The organism is Nonomuraea sp. NPDC004580 (assembly GCF_040609855.1).
Lineage (GTDB): Bacteria > Actinomycetota > Actinomycetes > Streptosporangiales > Streptosporangiaceae > Nonomuraea > Nonomuraea salmonea.
This window is the reverse complement of the sequence record NZ_JBEXLH010000042.1, coordinates 14,764-29,141: the sequence shown is the minus strand read 5'-3', so window position 1 is coordinate 29,141 and position 14,378 is coordinate 14,764. Positions and strand designations below refer to the sequence as shown.

13 protein-coding genes are annotated in these 14,378 nt (G+C 71.0%); 10 read left to right on the top strand and 3 right to left on the bottom strand.

The annotated features are described in order from the left end of the window. The first annotated feature begins 124 nt into the window (after positions 1 to 124). Together ABZW11_RS32270 and ABZW11_RS32265 are read left to right on the top strand one after the other, a co-directional pair. Positions 125 to 1,255, top strand: coding sequence for an NAD(P)/FAD-dependent oxidoreductase (locus ABZW11_RS32270; RefSeq protein ID WP_355425334.1), 1,131 nt, complete (start codon positions 125 to 127; stop codon positions 1,253 to 1,255). Positions 1,256 to 1,621: 366 nt separating this feature from the next. Further along, positions 1,622 to 2,668 (top strand): DUF6461 domain-containing protein, encoded by a 1,047-nt coding sequence (locus ABZW11_RS32265; RefSeq protein WP_355425331.1) that lies wholly within the window; start codon positions 1,622 to 1,624, stop codon positions 2,666 to 2,668. 642 nt (positions 2,669 to 3,310) lie between these two features. On the opposite strand, the gene ABZW11_RS32260 is transcribed toward ABZW11_RS32265, so the two are convergent. Then, positions 3,311 to 3,700 carry a helix-turn-helix domain-containing protein gene (locus ABZW11_RS32260; protein ID WP_355425329.1) on the bottom strand — a complete coding sequence of 130 codons (390 nt, stop codon included), beginning with the start codon at positions 3,698 to 3,700 and terminating at the stop codon, positions 3,311 to 3,313. 99 nt (positions 3,701 to 3,799) lie between these two features. Between ABZW11_RS32260 and ABZW11_RS32255 the strand changes: the two genes are divergently transcribed. From ABZW11_RS32255 to ABZW11_RS32235, 5 genes are all read left to right on the top strand, one after another. Then, positions 3,800 to 4,207: a RidA family protein gene (locus ABZW11_RS32255; protein ID WP_355425326.1), complete on the top strand. Its 408-nt coding sequence runs from the start codon at positions 3,800 to 3,802 to the stop codon at positions 4,205 to 4,207. Positions 4,208 to 4,426: 219 nt separating this feature from the next. Then, a complete protein-coding gene (locus ABZW11_RS32250; RefSeq protein WP_355425323.1) occupies positions 4,427 to 5,353 on the top strand; it encodes a glucosyl-3-phosphoglycerate synthase in 927 nt (308 codons plus the stop codon). A 90-nt stretch (positions 5,354 to 5,443) separates the two neighbouring features. Continuing rightward, positions 5,444 to 6,652 (top strand): acyl-CoA dehydrogenase family protein, encoded by a 1,209-nt coding sequence (locus ABZW11_RS32245; protein ID WP_355425320.1) that lies wholly within the window; start codon positions 5,444 to 5,446, stop codon positions 6,650 to 6,652. Positions 6,653 to 7,119: 467 nt separating this feature from the next. Then, complete coding sequence (locus tag ABZW11_RS32240; RefSeq protein WP_355425317.1) at positions 7,120 to 7,671, top strand: RNA polymerase sigma factor; 552 nt, start codon at positions 7,120 to 7,122, stop codon at positions 7,669 to 7,671. Further along, a complete protein-coding gene (locus ABZW11_RS32235; protein WP_355425314.1) occupies positions 7,668 to 8,705 on the top strand; it encodes a CU044_5270 family protein in 1,038 nt (345 codons plus the stop codon). Before ABZW11_RS32240 ends, ABZW11_RS32235 begins: the two co-directional genes overlap by 4 nt. An 85-nt stretch (positions 8,706 to 8,790) precedes the next feature. On the opposite strand, the gene ABZW11_RS32230 is transcribed toward ABZW11_RS32235, so the two are convergent. Next, on the bottom strand, positions 8,791 to 10,161 hold the full coding sequence (locus ABZW11_RS32230; RefSeq protein WP_355425311.1) for a glutamine synthetase family protein: 1,371 nt from the start codon (positions 10,159 to 10,161) through the stop codon (positions 8,791 to 8,793). A gap of 124 nt (positions 10,162 to 10,285) precedes the next feature. Further along, positions 10,286 to 11,326, bottom strand: coding sequence for a PP2C family protein-serine/threonine phosphatase (locus ABZW11_RS32225; RefSeq protein ID WP_355425308.1), 1,041 nt, complete (start codon positions 11,324 to 11,326; stop codon positions 10,286 to 10,288). Positions 11,327 to 11,620: 294 nt separating this feature from the next. Between ABZW11_RS32225 and ABZW11_RS32220 the strand changes: the two genes are divergently transcribed. Genes ABZW11_RS32220 through ABZW11_RS32210 form a run of 3 tightly spaced genes read left to right on the top strand, consistent with a single transcriptional unit; the run spans position 11,621 to position 14,294 of the window. Further along, positions 11,621 to 12,622, top strand: a complete 1,002-nt coding sequence (locus ABZW11_RS32220) for a hypothetical protein (RefSeq protein WP_355425305.1) — start codon at positions 11,621 to 11,623, stop codon at positions 12,620 to 12,622. Beyond that, on the top strand, positions 12,619 to 13,911 hold the full coding sequence (locus ABZW11_RS32215) for a hypothetical protein (protein WP_355425302.1): 1,293 nt from the start codon (positions 12,619 to 12,621) through the stop codon (positions 13,909 to 13,911). The genes ABZW11_RS32220 and ABZW11_RS32215 overlap by 4 nt, the downstream gene beginning before the upstream one ends. Next, positions 13,908 to 14,294: a hypothetical protein gene (locus tag ABZW11_RS32210; protein WP_355425299.1), complete on the top strand. Its 387-nt coding sequence runs from the start codon at positions 13,908 to 13,910 to the stop codon at positions 14,292 to 14,294. The genes ABZW11_RS32215 and ABZW11_RS32210 overlap by 4 nt, the downstream gene beginning before the upstream one ends. The last annotated feature ends 84 nt before the right edge of the window (positions 14,295 to 14,378 follow it).

Sequence of the window (14,378 nt, the reverse complement as noted above, 5' to 3'; positions counted from 1 at the left end):
GGTGCCACATTTAGTGCACTGTGCCAATTTGGTGCGAGGAACCATAGTGGTGTAGCGTCCCATTTTGGCACGCCGCACCAAATAGCGTGCGCGGCTGCATCGATCCAGTTCAAAGGGAGTCGTCATGACAACTGTCACGATCATCGGCGCCGGGCTCGGCGGCCTCACCCTGGCCCGCGTCCTGCACGTGCACGGCATACCGGTCGAGGTCTACGAAGCCGAAGCCTCGCCCGATGCGCGGGCACAGGGCGGCATGCTCGACATCCACGACTACAACGGCCAGCTGGCCATCGAAGCCGCCGGCCTGCAGGACGCCTTCCACGCCATCTTGCTGGAGGGTCGCCAGGCGATGCGGGCGCTGAGCCCGGACGGAACCGTGCTGTTCGAGAAGGCCGACGACGGGCAGGGCGGCAGGCCCGAAGTCCAGCGCGCGGACCTGCGGCGGATGCTGCTCGACGCACTCCCCGCCGGCACGGTGAGCTGGGGCGCCAAGGTCACCGGTGCCCGCAGCCTCGGCGAGGGCCGCCACGAGGTCACCTTCGCCGACGGCCGCACGCTCGTCACCGACCTGCTCGTCGGCGCGGACGGCGCCTGGTCGAAGATCCGCCCGCTGCTGTCGGCGGCGACACTGGCGTACGCCGGCACGTCGTTCGTCGAGACCTACCTGTACGAGGCCGACACGCGGCACCCGGGCGCCGCGAAGGCGGTCGGCGGCGGCATGATGGTCGTCCCCGGACCCGACCGTGAGATCACCGCGCACCGCGAACGCGGCGACACCCTGCACGCCTACATATCCCTCACCAGGCCGCTGGACTGGTTCGACCAGATCGACTTCACCGACCCGGCCGCGGCTGCCACCCGCGTCGCCGCCGAGTTCGAGGGCTGGGCCCCAGAGATCACCGCACTGATCACCGACAGCGACACCCCACCGGTCCTGCGCCCGCACTTCGCCCTGCCCGACGGGCACCGCTGGGAGCGCACACCAGGGGTGACCCTGATCGGCGACGCCGCACACCTGCAGGCCCCCAACGGCGAGGGAGCCAACTGGGCCATGTGCGACGGCGCCGAACTCGCCGGCGCCCTCGCCGCTCACCCCGACGACATCGAAGCCGGCCTCGAAGCCTACGAACAGGCCCTGTTCACCCGCATGAGCCAGGCCGACGACATCATGAACCAACACCTCGGGGAGGCCTTCGGCGATGACATCCCGGAAGACCTGCGGGCGCTGATGCCCGAACACCAGCAGGACAACTGAGCGCGACCAGGCTGATGGGGCCGCATCCTCTTCGGCACCGACGTGGCGCTGACCGGCGTCGGGCTCGCCTCCAGTCGCACCGAGCGGTGGCGACGGTGAGCCCGAGGCCGATCAGCGCGACGCCGCCCGCACCGCCGATCATCGACAGGATCGCAGAGAACCCGCTGAGTCCGACGCCTCTCACCCGGGCCTGGCCCGGGAGAGCGCGGGCGACGTCGAATACGAGAACAGGCGGGTCGTCGGCAGGACGTGCGCGGAGCGTTTCGGCCGTACACAGTGCTCCCTGGAGACACGTTCTCTGTGAAGATCTATGACGGGCAGTCGCCCGCCCAGTAAGCGCTGAGCCCACACGATGGAGGCCGCGGCATGAGGGAAGACGACTTCACCCATTACGAGGGACTCGTGTCCGCGTGCTTCTCGTTCTCCGATCCGACCTGTCTGACCTGGTGCGAGGCATCGGGGCTGGACGACGTGGCGCGGGCCTTCGGCGCCGACCTCGCCGCGGCCGAGTCGATGAGCTTCGAGGACGCCCAGCTCGAGCAGTACAACGCGGACATTCCCGGCCTTCTGCCCAGTCTGGTGGCCGGGACGATCGGTGACTGGATGCTGGTCGTCGAACCGAACGGGTGCCAGGGCGCACGGCCCGAGGTGCTGAAGGCGTTGTCGGTCCGGGGGCGGGTGGTGAACGTGCTGCTCGACGGGGGCCGGTACGACCGGCTCAGTTACGCCGCCGCCGGGCGGTTGCCGGCTGTCCGGCTGGCGTCCTCCTCGTCCGGCTCCGGCGGGCTTCCGGGTGACGCCGACGCGGTCATCGACGCGGTCATCGACGCGGTCGGCACCGATGATGTCATCGGGCTCCAAGTCGCCACGCTTCTGGCGGCGGAGCACATCACCGGTGCCCGCCTCACGGAGGAGTGGTTGCTGGGTGGCGGTCTCACGCGTCTGCTCGTCGAGACTCCGCTGCCCGTCGACATCGTTCCCGATCAGTTACGCGATCACCGCGTTCTGGACCGGCCCGACGTACGGGCGATCCTTGATGATCTGTCGCCGGGCAAGGTGGCTTCCATCCGCTATCTGATGACGGAGGCGGTGGTGCGGGGTTCGCAGCTGTCGCACCCGGCAGTGGATGAGGCGCTGGAGTTCCTGCGCGGCGACGACGACGCCTCGCGGCGGTGGGAGGTCCGCCGCCAGGTGGCCCGGCTGCGCGAGGAGGTCTCACGTGAACCCGGCCCGGGCTGGACGCCGCGCCGTGCGGCCGTGAAGGTGCTGCTGGATGCGCTGGGAGACGACCTCGCCGCATCCGCGGACGCGGTCGCGGGCCACGCCTACATGGGACATCTCACCGACGATCAAAAAGCCGTCATCGTCATCATGAAGCGGTGCCTGCAGCGCATCGGCCGCACCGCGCCCTGAATGCGCGTCAGAGCTGGCGACAAGCGGCAGGGCCGGCCATCGACGCGATGTGCCTCCGATCACTCGTCCCGTCGCCCAGGGTGTGAGCCGGGCGGCGGTCGATGCGGCGACGGACCTCGTCGGTGCCGCGTGGCCTCGGCTCGGTCCTTTATCGAGCGGACCGCTGACAGGGCCTCCACGACTAGCGGGTCGCTCCATCGTTCCTGGACGCGCCCCCGCAGCGTGCCGGCGTCCTCAGTGACGAGACTGCCGACGGTGCCCTCGTAGATGGGCGGTGGTCCGCGGCCAGGGCGTCGCCCAGGGGAGCGACGACGCCCCCAATGGGCGATGGCCGGTTGCCGTTCCGGGTTGTACGCACGTATTCGGCACGATCGACGGCTGCGTCGCCCGTGAGCGGAGACGGTCGTAGCGGGTTGTCGCCGCGTGGATGACCCGGAATCAAGGGTTGGCCTAAGGAAATGCCTCCAAGATCATCCCCCGCATGTCCCCTGATCATGGTCGTACGGCTGCGTACGGGCACCGTCCGCTGCCTATCGAGGGTAACGAAACAAAAGACTTGCGGCTGTGAAACAGCAGGTCAGGGGCCGTAGATGGCGATCTAGGTGAGTGCCCCCGGCAGGATGCGGACCTGCGGCACCCGCTTCAGAGCGGGTCCGGGTTGTCGAAGTGGGTGCGGGCGGACTCGATGTGGTTGAGGAAGCGTTGGGTCCAGTCGCACATGGCGTCCACCGTCGCCTGCAGGCCGCGTCCCGCCTCCGTCAGGGTGTACTCGACGCGTGGTGGCACCGTCGGGTACACCCGCCGCTCGACCAGGCCGTTGCGCTCCAGCATGCGCAGGTTCTGGGTGAGCATCTTGTGGCTGATGCCCTGGACCTGCGTACGCAGCTCGCTGAAGCGCAGGGTGCGCTCGCCGAGCGCCTCGATGATCAGCAGGGCCCATTTGTTGGCGACGTCCGAGAAGATCTCGCGCGCCAGGGAGTCGGCCCTGCGCAGATCCGCCGCTGCCGGGCCGTCGAACTGCTTGCTCACCATTTGGTGCCCCAGTCACGGAAAAGTGCGTTCTTCCACGTCAGGGGACACTCTCCTACAGTTCCTCGGTAACCACAAGAGAGCTGAATCGAGGAGAAAGTCATGGCCATCACATTGCTGAACCCGGACGGGCTGATCGAGTCGCCCGCCTACCGGCAGGTCGCGGTCGCGTCCGGGTCGCGGCTCGTCTTCATCGCCGGACAGGTCGCCTGGGACGCCGGCGGGAAGACCGTGGGCGCGGGGGATCTCGCGGCGCAGGTCGAGCAGTGCTACCGCAACGTCGCCACCGCCCTGGCGGGCGCCGGGGCCACGTTCGAGGACGTGGCGAAGCTGACCGTGTACGTCGCGGGCTGGAGTCCCGAGCAGATGCCGCTGTTCATGGAGGGGGTGTCGCGGGCCATGGCGGGGCTGGGGGTGACGGCGGCGCCGCCGGCCACGTTGCTGGGGGTGGCGGCTCTGCACGTACCGGAGCATCTGGTGGAGGTGGAGGCGATCGCCGTCCTCGACTGACCGAAGGCCCGTCCCCTCGTCGGACGGCCGCCACCGCCGCCGGAAAGTGCTATTCCTGACGCTCGCGAAGCTTGTCCCGCATCCGGCTGCCCCTTTGCGGTGGCGTTGCCCGGCCAGCGGATCCCTTCAAGCCGCCTTGACCTTCGCGGACGACGAGCCCAGAAGCCGGATCGGCACTTCGCTTACGCTGATTAATTGGGATACGGAGGGAGGGGTCGCATGCTTCCTGAAGTGCACGGATGGTTGCGACGCCGCACTTCGTCCGCCGGGGACTGGCCGGTCCAGGACCTGGTGGCCGCCAAGGGGGAGACCACGGTCAGCGTGGTGCTCCCGGCCCGCGACGAGCGGGAGACCGTGGGAGAGATCGTCGGAGTGATCCGGCGGGAGCTGGCTCCGCTCGTGGACGAGCTCGTGGTCATCGACTCGCGTTCGACCGACGACACCGCCCGGGTGGCCGCCCGGGCCGGGGCCAGGGTGCACGCTCAGGACGAGATCCTGCCGCAGCTCAAGCCGATGGACGGCAAGGGGGAGGCGCTGTGGAAGTCGCTGGCGGTCACGTCGGGTGACGTGCTCGTCTTCGCCGACGCCGATATCCGGAATTTTCGTGCTTCGCTGATCCTCGGGGTCTTGGGGCCGCTCCTGGCGGACCCGACCGTTGTGTACACGAAAGGGTGTTATGACCGCCCGCTGCACGGCACCCCCAACGGCGGCGGCCGCGTCACCGAACTGGTCGCCCGCCCCCTCATCAACCTGCACTGGCCGGAACTCGCCGGTTTCATCCAGCCCCTGGCCGGGGAGTACGCGGGTCGCCGCTCCGCGCTCGAACGCGTCCCCTTCCTCACCGGGTACGCCGTGGAGCTGGGCCTGCTCATCGACCTGCTGGAGCTGGCCGGGCTCGACGGGTTCGCGCAGGTGGACCTGGGCTCGCGCGAGCACGCGCCGCAGTGCACCGAGGCGCTGGGGCGGATGTCGTCCCAGATCATGCTCGCCGCGTGGTCGCGGCTGGAACGCCAGGGCCGCATCACCGCGGCCACCGCGCCGTCGCTGCGGCTCTCGCAGTTCAGGAGGGGGCCGGAGGGGCACGAGGTGCTCGTCCGCGACATCGGCATCGGCGAACGCCCGCCGATGATCACCGTGGCGGGCTGAGCGCGTCGCCGGAACGCCGTGCCCCGCGAGGCTACTCATCGGTAAGGTGTTACCAGCGGTAACGGCGACGCGGTCCGAGAGGTGCGGCACATGGCGGGTTTCTGCCCGGAGCTCAGCGACGACGTCAAGGAGGTCCGCGACTGGGTGCACGCCTTCGCCCGCGACGTGATCCGCCCCGCCGGCGCCGAGTGGGACGAACGCGAAGAAACCCCATGGCCGGTCATCCAGGAGGCCGCCAAGGTCGGCCTGTACTCCCTCGACTTCTTCGCCACCCAGTGGTTCGAGGAGAGCGGGCTGGCGCTGCCCGTGGCGTTCGAGGAGCTGTTCTGGGGCGACGCCGGCATCGCCCTGTCGATCACCGGCACCGGCCTGGCCGCCGCCGCCCTCGCCTCCAACGGCACTCCCGAGCAGGTGGGGGAGTGGCTGCCACAGATGTTCGGCACCGAGAACGACGTGAAGCTCGGCGCGTTCTGCGCCTCCGAGCCGGACGCCGGCTCCGACGTCGGCGCCATCCGTACGCGCGCCGTCCGCGACGGCGGCGACTGGGTGCTGAACGGCGTCAAGACCTGGGCCACCAACGGCGGCATCGCGAACGTCCACATCGTCGTGGCCTCCGTGGACCCCTCGCTCGGCACCCGCGGCCAGGCGTCCTTCATCATTCCGCCCGGCACGCCGGGATTGTCCATGGGACAGAAGTTCCGCAAGCACGGCATCCGCGCCTCGCACACGGCCGAGGTCGTCCTGGAGGACGTACGGGTGCCCGCGTCGTGCCTGCTCGGGGGTGAGGAGAAGCTGGAGGCGCGGCTGGCGCGCGTACGGAAGGGGGAGCGGGCCGGCGAGCAGGCCGCGATGCGCACCTTCGAGACCACCCGCCCCGTGGTCGCCGCCATGGCGGTCGGCATCGCCCGCGCCGCCTTCGAGTACGCCCGGGACTACGCCCGCGAACGCACCCAGTTCGGCCGCAGGATCGGGGAGAACCAGGCCATCGCCTTCCTCCTCGCCGACATGGCCACCCGCGTCGACGTGGCCCGCCTCCTCACCTGGCGCGCCGCCTGGATGGCCCGTAACGCCCGCCCCTTCGAACAGGCGGAGGGCTCGATGTCGAAACTGGTGGCAGGAGAGACCGCGGTGTGGGTGACGGAACAGGCCATCCAGATTCTGGGCGGCGCGGGCTACACCCGGGAACACCCGGTGGAACGCTTCCACCGCGACGCCAAGATCTACACCATTTTCGAGGGCACGTCGGAGATCCAGCGCCTCATCATCGGCCGCGCGGTAACCGGCCTCCCAGTCCGCTGACATCCAGGTGCGTCACCATTGCGGACGGTGAAGGCAACCGGTGATCGTCACGGTGAGGGCGCAACCGAGCATGACCTGACCGAGGTCCTGCCCCTTGAACCAGGGGTGACGCGCCGTCAGACCACCTCCGTCGTCGAGGTCCGGCTACGTCATTGATCGTATTGCGGCGAGGAAGTCAGGCGCACGGCGGGTTCCTCATGCGCGCACCGCCGCTCTTGGACCGGCACGTTCGGGTGATCTGCGACGCTTCCGATGCCGACTCGAACGCTCTCTTCGAGGGCGGGCGCGACGGGTCGCGGGCCGGCGTGTCCGCTCCCGGGCCCGCCGGAGGCCGGGAGCGGAAGAGCAGGTGTAGGAATGATCTGCTGGGCGTGAACACGAATCAGGGGAACGGCGAAGTAGGCGTGTCCATGGTTCTTCTTCGAAGGGCAGGCATGCCAGCTCCCCCTCCGCAGTCGGCTCCGCCAATGGCTGAGACCGACGCGCAGCTCATCGAGGTGTCACTGCACCGTCCTGAGCGGTTCGGTGCGCTGTTCGACCGGCATCACGAGGCCATTCACCGCTATGTGCACCTCCGTCTCGGCGAATCGGCGGCGGACGACATCGCCGCGGAGACGTTCCTGCGGGCCTTTCGCAGCCGTGAGGGCTACGACCTCTCCCGCTCCGATGCCCGCGCCTGGCTGTACGGCATCGCCTCCAATCTGGTGGAGGGCCACCGGCGTGCCGAGGCCCGCAGGTACCGCGCCCTGGCCAGGAGCGCCGAGGTCACCGATGTCGTGAGCCACGACGATCGGGTGGTCCAGCGGGTCGCGGCCGCCGTCATGCGGCCGCGGCTGGCCGCCGGTCTGGCCGCGCTCTCGCCCGGTGACCGGACGGTGCTGCTGCTGGTGGCCTGCGCTCAGCTCTCTTATGAGGAGGTCGCGGTGGCGCTCGGCGTCCCGCGCGGCACCGTCGGTTCCCGGCTCAACCGGGCCCGCAGGAAGCTCCGCCCGTTCATCACCATCGAGGAGTCGTCATGACCGATGATCTGCAGGAGATCAGGACGTTCCACGACGCGCTGCCCGGTCCCTCCGCCACGGCCACCGCCAAGGCCAAGGACCTGCTCGCGGCCGAGGTGGCGGCGGAGCGAACGCCGCGTACCGGCTCGACCAAGCGTCTCCTCCTGTTCAGGACGGCCGCGGTCGGCCTGGCGGCGGCCGTCGGCGCGGTCGCCTTCCTGGCCGGTACCGACGGCCGCGGGGCCCCGGCCGACGCGGCGGAACTGCTCCTGGATGCGGCCACGGCCGCCGGACGGCAATCGGCGCCAGGGCCGGGGCAGATCCTCTACGTCAACCGTACGGACCAGAGCAGGACGGCCGTATGGGGTCGCGACCGCCATTCCGAGGTCACTCGGGAGATCGACCGCGAGTACTGGATTCCCGCCGCCGACCCCGGCGGCGCGCTGACCCGCCTCACCTACGGCAAGCTGCGCACCCACACCGGCCCGGTTCCGACCAGCATGGAGACCCCTGGCACGGTGGAGTTCCAGCGCGCCGGGCCGTGCACCGTGAAGGTGCTCTCGCCGGCCGGCGGCGACGACCTGCCGACCGACCCGGGCCGGCTGCTCGCCCGGATCCGCGCGGACGCCGCTGCCTCGGTGAGAAACGAACGGCCCACGCCCGGCGAGGACCAGATCGAGCGGCACATCGAGCACACGGTGGTGAGCCGGCTCGTCACCCTGGCGGGAAACCCCTTCCCCGGTCCCGGCCTGCGGGCGGCGGTGCTCGGCGCGCTGGCCGAGATGCCGAACGCCACCATGCGCACCGACCTCGCCGACCTGGCCGGGCGGAAGGGCGTCGGCGCCTCGATCAGGTATCAGGGCCCGGACGGATGGCAGCGCGCCGAACTGATCTTCGAGCCGGGGACCTACCGCTTCCTCGGCTCGCGATTGCTGTGGACGCCACCGGGCGGCGGCGCGGAGGTGGTCACCTACGCGAGCGCGGTACGGGAAACCCGGATCGTCGACTCCATGCCGAAGACCCCGGCCGGCACGCCCGATGCGGTGACCTGCTGAGCACCGGACGCCGCGTCGGTGAGCACACTGAGCGTGAAACGTACGGGATGGTGATCCGCAACGGTGACGGGGGCGCGTCGCCGGGTCAGTAGAGCCAGCGGTAGCGCCGGATCACCTCGTCAGGGTCGAGATCCGCCGCCCGCGCCGCGTCCGACAGGCGCACCACCCGGAAGGCGTCCGTCAGCTCCTCGCCCAGCGCCGCGCGGATGCGCCCGTTGCCCAGCAGGGCGCCCAGCTGCTGCTCCACCGTGGAGGGCAGGCGGCGGATGCCGTGGTCGGCGCGGCGGGCCTCGCTCCACTCGCCCGGGTTCTCCTGCACGGGGGCGGGCGGCGTCAGCGCGTCCTCGATGCCGCCGAGGCCGGCGGCGATCACCGCCGCCAGCGCCAGGTAGGGGTTGGCGGCGGCGTCGGACGGCTTGAGCTCGACGTTCGCGTGGCCAGGGCCCAGCAGCGGGGTCGCGGGGACCAGCCGGAGCGCCGCCTCGCGGTTCTCCACGCCCCAGAACGCGTACGCGCCGCACCAATAGCCGGGGCGCAGCCGCTGCAGCGACGACAGGCTGGGCGCGGTGACCGCCACCACGGCGTGCAGGTCGCGCAGCAGGCCCGCGAGGTACGCCGCCCCCTCTGCGGTCATCCCGGCCGGGCCGTCGCCGCCCGACAGCAGGTTGACCCCCGACCGCGAGACCGAGGTGTGCAGGTGCCAGCCGTTGCCCACCTGCCCTGGCGTGACCAGGGGAGCGAAGCTCGCCCGCAGCCCGTGCGCCCTGGCCGCCGCGTGGATGGTCTGGCGGGCCAGCAGCTGGCGGTCGGCCGCCGTCACCGGGTCGGCGGGCGCCAGGGAGAGCTCGAACTGGCCCGGGCCGTATTCGCCGTGGAACTGACCGATGGGCACGCCGTTGTGGTGCAGGTCGCGCAGCAGCTGCTCGGCGAAGCCGTCGACGGCCAGCAGCTTGGCCGGGCCGTAGGAGGGGCCGTCGTAGACCGGGCGGCCCTCACCGTCGTCGGCCCTGCTGAGATGGAACTCGATCTCGTAGCCGGCCAGGAACTCAAGGCCCAGCGCCGCCGCCCGCTCGACCTGCCGCTCCAGCGCGCCACGCTGGTCGTACGGCCACGGCGACCCGTCGGCCGCCACCTGCCGGCCCGGCACCCAGGCGAACCCCGGCTGCCCCGCCAGCCGGACCATCCGGCCGGCCACCGGCACCAGCCGGATGTCGCCGGAAGGGGTGCCCAAGGGCGCGTGGCCGAAGCAGATGCCGTCGTGGGAGTCGAACACCGCGAACAGCGGCGTCACCCCCACCCCGCGCTCGGCCACCGCGTCGAACGCGGCGGCCGGGACCGTGCGGGAGCGCGGGATGCCGTTGTTGTCGGCCCACACGATCGTGACCCCGGCGACGCCGGGCGGGCCGAGACCGCCCGCTTCGTCCTGTGCCGCACCGGCGATGGCTTGGTCGAGCATCGGACGCCCCCTCATGACCCTGAGTGATTGCCTGATCACCCTACTGTCTGCGGGGGTCACCTGGTCGCCCCCGAGGGTCCCTGGTGCGACAGTGGCCGTATGCCGGAGAGCGAGCATCGTCAGCTCAGTGGCCGGGGCGGTGGAGGAGGAGCATGGCGGCGTCGTCCAGGAGGGGGCCGCCCGTGTGCGACACCAGGTCGGCGCGCAGCGCGTCCAGCGCCACCTGCGGGTCCTCGCGCCGCAGCAGCCCCGCCCGCTCCTCCAGCGGGTAGAACTCGCCCGCCGCGTTCCTGGCCTCGATGACGCCGTCGGTGAAGAACAGGATGCGGTCGCCCCGGTGGAACGGCACCCGGTGCGCCTTGGTCTGCGAGGCGTCGAAGACGCCGAGCCCGAGCGGCAGCCCCTGCTCGGGCGGCTCGGCGGTGGCGATGCCGCCGTCGGCGTGGATGAGCAGCGGCGGCGGATGCCCGAAGTTCACCAGCGACACCTCGGTGTCGTGGATCTCGGCGATGATCGCCGTGACGAACTGCTCACTGTCGAGATGCCGGGCCAGGCTCGCCTCCAGACGTTCGCCGATGTCGGCGAGGTCGGTCTCGTCGTAGGCCGCCTCGCGGAAGGCGCCGAGCACCCACGCCGCCGTCTCGACCGCCGCCAGGCCCTTGCCCTGGACATCGCCGATGAGCAGCCGGACTCCCTGCGGGGTGGTGACCACCTCGTACAGGTCGCCGCCGATGCGCGCCTCGGCCGCCGCCGACGTGTACGACAGCCCCACCCGCAGATCCCCGGCCCGCCGCGGCACCGGCCGCAGCAGCACCCGCTGTGCCGCCTCCGCCACCTGACGGACGCTGGCCAGCTCGCGCTCGCGCTGCAACCGCAGGCCGGCGGCCAGCATGCTCGCGCCCGTCACGCCCGTGATGCCGATGACGGTGAGGTTGTTCTCCCAGGTGAACAGCAGGTCGTTGTAGATCGCCATGGGCACGCAGATGCCCAGCGCTACCGCGCCCACGAAGGCGGTGCGGCGCACGCCGCCGGACACCGAGGCGAACGCCGGCCCGAGCGTGAGCAGCGGCAGGAAGACCAGGGAACGGCCGGCCAGCATGTCCGTCACCGCGACGCCCGCCATGACGACGAAGGGCAGCCAGCGCAGGACCCGCAGAGAGCTCATCCCACCCCCGACATCGACCATCGATCGCTGCTGACGTACCAGCATCGCTCAGGGCGCGGGCGGTTCTCAAGCGGGGCTCACCGGGGAACCACCACAGATGGCCATTTATCCCCTCAATTCATTCTGTTTCGTGTTCATCGCAGCACTCTGTGTGGGAATCGCGGCGGAATATCGGGGCGCGCCATTTCGGGAAAGGAGGCTAGATTCTTGAGGGGAGAAAGGAGTCGCAAGGTGGCCATGGCCGACGCCGGCATTCGGCGATTACTGGTGGATTCAGGTGAGCCGCGGTCGTGGGTGTCCCCGCGGACCGACCTGATCACGGCCCTGTTCGGCGTCTGGTTCGGCGTCGGGCTGATGATCGACGCGTGGGCCCACACCAACCTGTCCGAGCTGGAGACGTTCTTCACGCCGTGGCACGCGGTGTTCTACACCGGATTCGCGGTGGTGGCGGGCTGGATCATCTGGCAGGTGTGGCGCAACGTGCGCGCCGGGCGTCAGGGACTGGCCGCCGTGCCGGCCGGATATCTCGCCGGGCTGCTCGCGATACCCGCGTTCGCCGCGTTCGGATTCGCCGACATGATGTGGCACACCATTCTCGGCATCGAGACGAACATCGACATTCTCTTCAGCCCATCACATCTCGGGCTGATCGTGACGATGTTGCTCATCATCACCACTCCGCTGCGTTCCGCCTGGAACGCCCCCGACATCGGCGAGAGCCCCACGCTCGGCCGCCTGCTGCCGGCGCTGATCGGGCTCGCGTTCGCCGCCACGCTGGTCTCGCTCTTCCTGTCGTACGCCGACGCCATGCAGTACCGCCCCACGTCCATCGTGGAGGCGTTCTCCGCCGTCGAGAACTCCGGCGCCGGCGGCCTGGCCGCCGCCATCGTCGTCAGCGACGTCATCCTGCTCGCCCCCGTGCTGCTGCTCGCCCGGCGCTGGCGGCTGCCGTTCGGCGCCATCACGATCATGTACGCGATCGTCGTCCTCATGCCCGGTGCCCAGACCGAGTTCGAGAACGTGCCCGTCCTGCTCTCCATCGTGGTCGGCGGCCTCGTCGGCGACGTGCTGATGAGCCTGCTGCGCCCGTCGGCCGAGCGGCGCGGCGCCTACTGGGCCTTCGCCGGGCTGTCGGCGTTCGCCACCTGGTCGCTCTACATCGCCTTCGCCTCGGTCGCCGCCGGCCGCCTGCCGTTCGTGGCCGAGCTGTGGACCGGCGCGCCGATCGTCGCCGGGCTCGTCGGGCTGGCGCTCGGCGCGCTGTTCCTGCCCGACGCCCGCCCTGCGCGGGCATGATCCGAGCGCTGTGCCTGGCCGCCCTCCTGGTGCTGGCGATGGCCGCGCCCGCCGCCGCCCACAACGTCACGGCGGGCGCGGACCTGCGGTTCGCGCAGACCATCGCGGGGGCCGAGGTCACGGTGGTGATCAAGGGGACGTCCCGGGTGCCGGGGCCGCTGCGGATCGGGGTCATCGCGTACGAGCCGGTCGCCGGGCCGGCCGTCGCCCTTGAGGTCCGCTCGGTCGAGGACGGCCGTACGGTCACCGGCACCGCCCGCGCCGCCGCCGATCCGGCGTACACCGCGCTGCGGGTCGAGCGCACCGGGCCGCACGAGCTGAAGCTGAGCGCGGGGGACGAGGTCGCCGTGCTGCCGTTCCGCGTGCTCGTCGACCGCGGCTCGCCAGGTGACTTCCTCATCTACGGCGGGTTGTTCGTGGCCGCGCTGCTGCTGGTGGGCGGCCTGCTCACCGGGGCGCTGACCCGGCCCGGCCCGGCGATGGGGCTGGCCGCCGTCTCCGCCGCCGGGGTGACGGTGGCGGCCATGGTGATCGTGTTCGAGCCGCAGCTGCCGCCCGCACCGCCGGACGGGGCGGCGCCCGCCGTCACGACCGCAGGCGGGCGGCCGTACGCGCAGGCCAGGGTCGCCACGGAGCCGGCGCGGCCCGCGGCGGGGGAGGAGTTCACGCTCCGCATCGACCTCGTGGACGGCTCCACCGGGCGGCCCGTGGACGACCTCGTCGTCCATCACGAGGCGCTCGCCCACGCGATCGTCACCTCCGAGGACGGGCGCTTCTTCCGTCACGTCCACCCCTTGCGCACCGCCCCCGGCCGCCTGGAGGTCCGCCTGCGGGCCGACCGCCCCGGCCGCTACTTCGCCCACGCCGAGCTGGAACGCGAGGACTCCGGCGGCCAGCTCGCCACCACGTCCTTCGAGATCGGCACAGAAGAGATCGGCACAGGAGAGACTGGCACAGGGGGAGAGGTGACGACCAGCACGAGCCCGGACGTGGAGGCGGCCCCGGTGCTGCGCCCGGCGGTCCCCGTCGCGGGACGCCCGGCCACGATCGAGCTGACCGCCCCCGCCGGCGTACGGCCGTGGCTCGGCATGACGGGCCATCTGATCGTCCGCGACCAGGACGGCTCCTTCCTCGGCCACATCCACGAGATGGGCACGCCAGGTCCCCGCCTGCGCTTCACCTTCAGCTTCCCGGAGCCCGGCCGCTACCTCGCCTGGGCCCAGTACGCCGTCTCCGGCCGCATCGTCACCGCCCCCTTCACCGTCGACGTGACGGAGGGCGGCCGATGAGGCGCATGCTGATCGCCGCCGCGCTGGTGACCGTCGCGGTGGCGCTCTTCGTCGTGGGCAGGAGCGCCTCGGCCCAGCCGGTCCGCGTGAGCACCACCGGCGCCCATTACGCCGCCACCGTCGTCATCGACGACCCGTCCCCGGGCCGCGGCACGGTGGAGGTCGTGGTGGAGCGCGGAGAGGCGGACACGGTGCACGTCTCCGCGGTGATGACCGGCATGGGACACGCCACGCCCGAGCTGACCGCCACAGAAAAGACCCGCGGTCACTTCACCGCCGAGGGCGACCTGTTCACGATGACCGGCGGCTGGGACCTGACCGTCCGCCTGGACGGCCCGTCCGGCACGGAAGACCTCACGGTCAGAACCCTGATCACCGAATAATCCTGGTTCGCCCCTGGGCTTTGCCTGGATGGGGGTTGACAGATGGGCGCCCGGTCTAAAGTATTATTCCTACTTCTATAGTAG

What these genes read in the sequence shown, in the direction of transcription:
- ABZW11_RS32215 (WP_355425302.1), top strand. Translation starts at nt 12,619, where the DNA reads ATGATCCGAGCGCTGTGCCTGGCCGCCCTCCTGGTGCTGGCGATGGCC.
- ABZW11_RS32255 (WP_355425326.1), top strand. Translation starts at nt 3,800, where the DNA reads ATGGCCATCACATTGCTGAACCCGGACGGGCTGATCGAGTCGCCCGCC.
- ABZW11_RS32265 (WP_355425331.1), top strand. Translation starts at nt 1,622, where the DNA reads ATGAGGGAAGACGACTTCACCCATTACGAGGGACTCGTGTCCGCGTGC.
- ABZW11_RS32245 (WP_355425320.1), top strand. Translation starts at nt 5,444, where the DNA reads ATGGCGGGTTTCTGCCCGGAGCTCAGCGACGACGTCAAGGAGGTCCGC.
- ABZW11_RS32235 (WP_355425314.1), top strand. Translation starts at nt 7,668, where the DNA reads ATGACCGATGATCTGCAGGAGATCAGGACGTTCCACGACGCGCTGCCC.
- ABZW11_RS32230 (WP_355425311.1), bottom strand. Translation starts at nt 10,161, where the DNA reads ATGCTCGACCAAGCCATCGCCGGTGCGGCACAGGACGAAGCGGGCGGT.
- ABZW11_RS32260 (WP_355425329.1), bottom strand. Translation starts at nt 3,700, where the DNA reads ATGGTGAGCAAGCAGTTCGACGGCCCGGCAGCGGCGGATCTGCGCAGG.
- ABZW11_RS32240 (WP_355425317.1), top strand. Translation starts at nt 7,120, where the DNA reads ATGGCTGAGACCGACGCGCAGCTCATCGAGGTGTCACTGCACCGTCCT.
- ABZW11_RS32225 (WP_355425308.1), bottom strand. Translation starts at nt 11,326, where the DNA reads ATGAGCTCTCTGCGGGTCCTGCGCTGGCTGCCCTTCGTCGTCATGGCG.
- ABZW11_RS32270 (WP_355425334.1), top strand. Translation starts at nt 125, where the DNA reads ATGACAACTGTCACGATCATCGGCGCCGGGCTCGGCGGCCTCACCCTG.
- ABZW11_RS32210 (WP_355425299.1), top strand. Translation starts at nt 13,908, where the DNA reads ATGAGGCGCATGCTGATCGCCGCCGCGCTGGTGACCGTCGCGGTGGCG.
- ABZW11_RS32250 (WP_355425323.1), top strand. Translation starts at nt 4,427, where the DNA reads ATGCTTCCTGAAGTGCACGGATGGTTGCGACGCCGCACTTCGTCCGCC.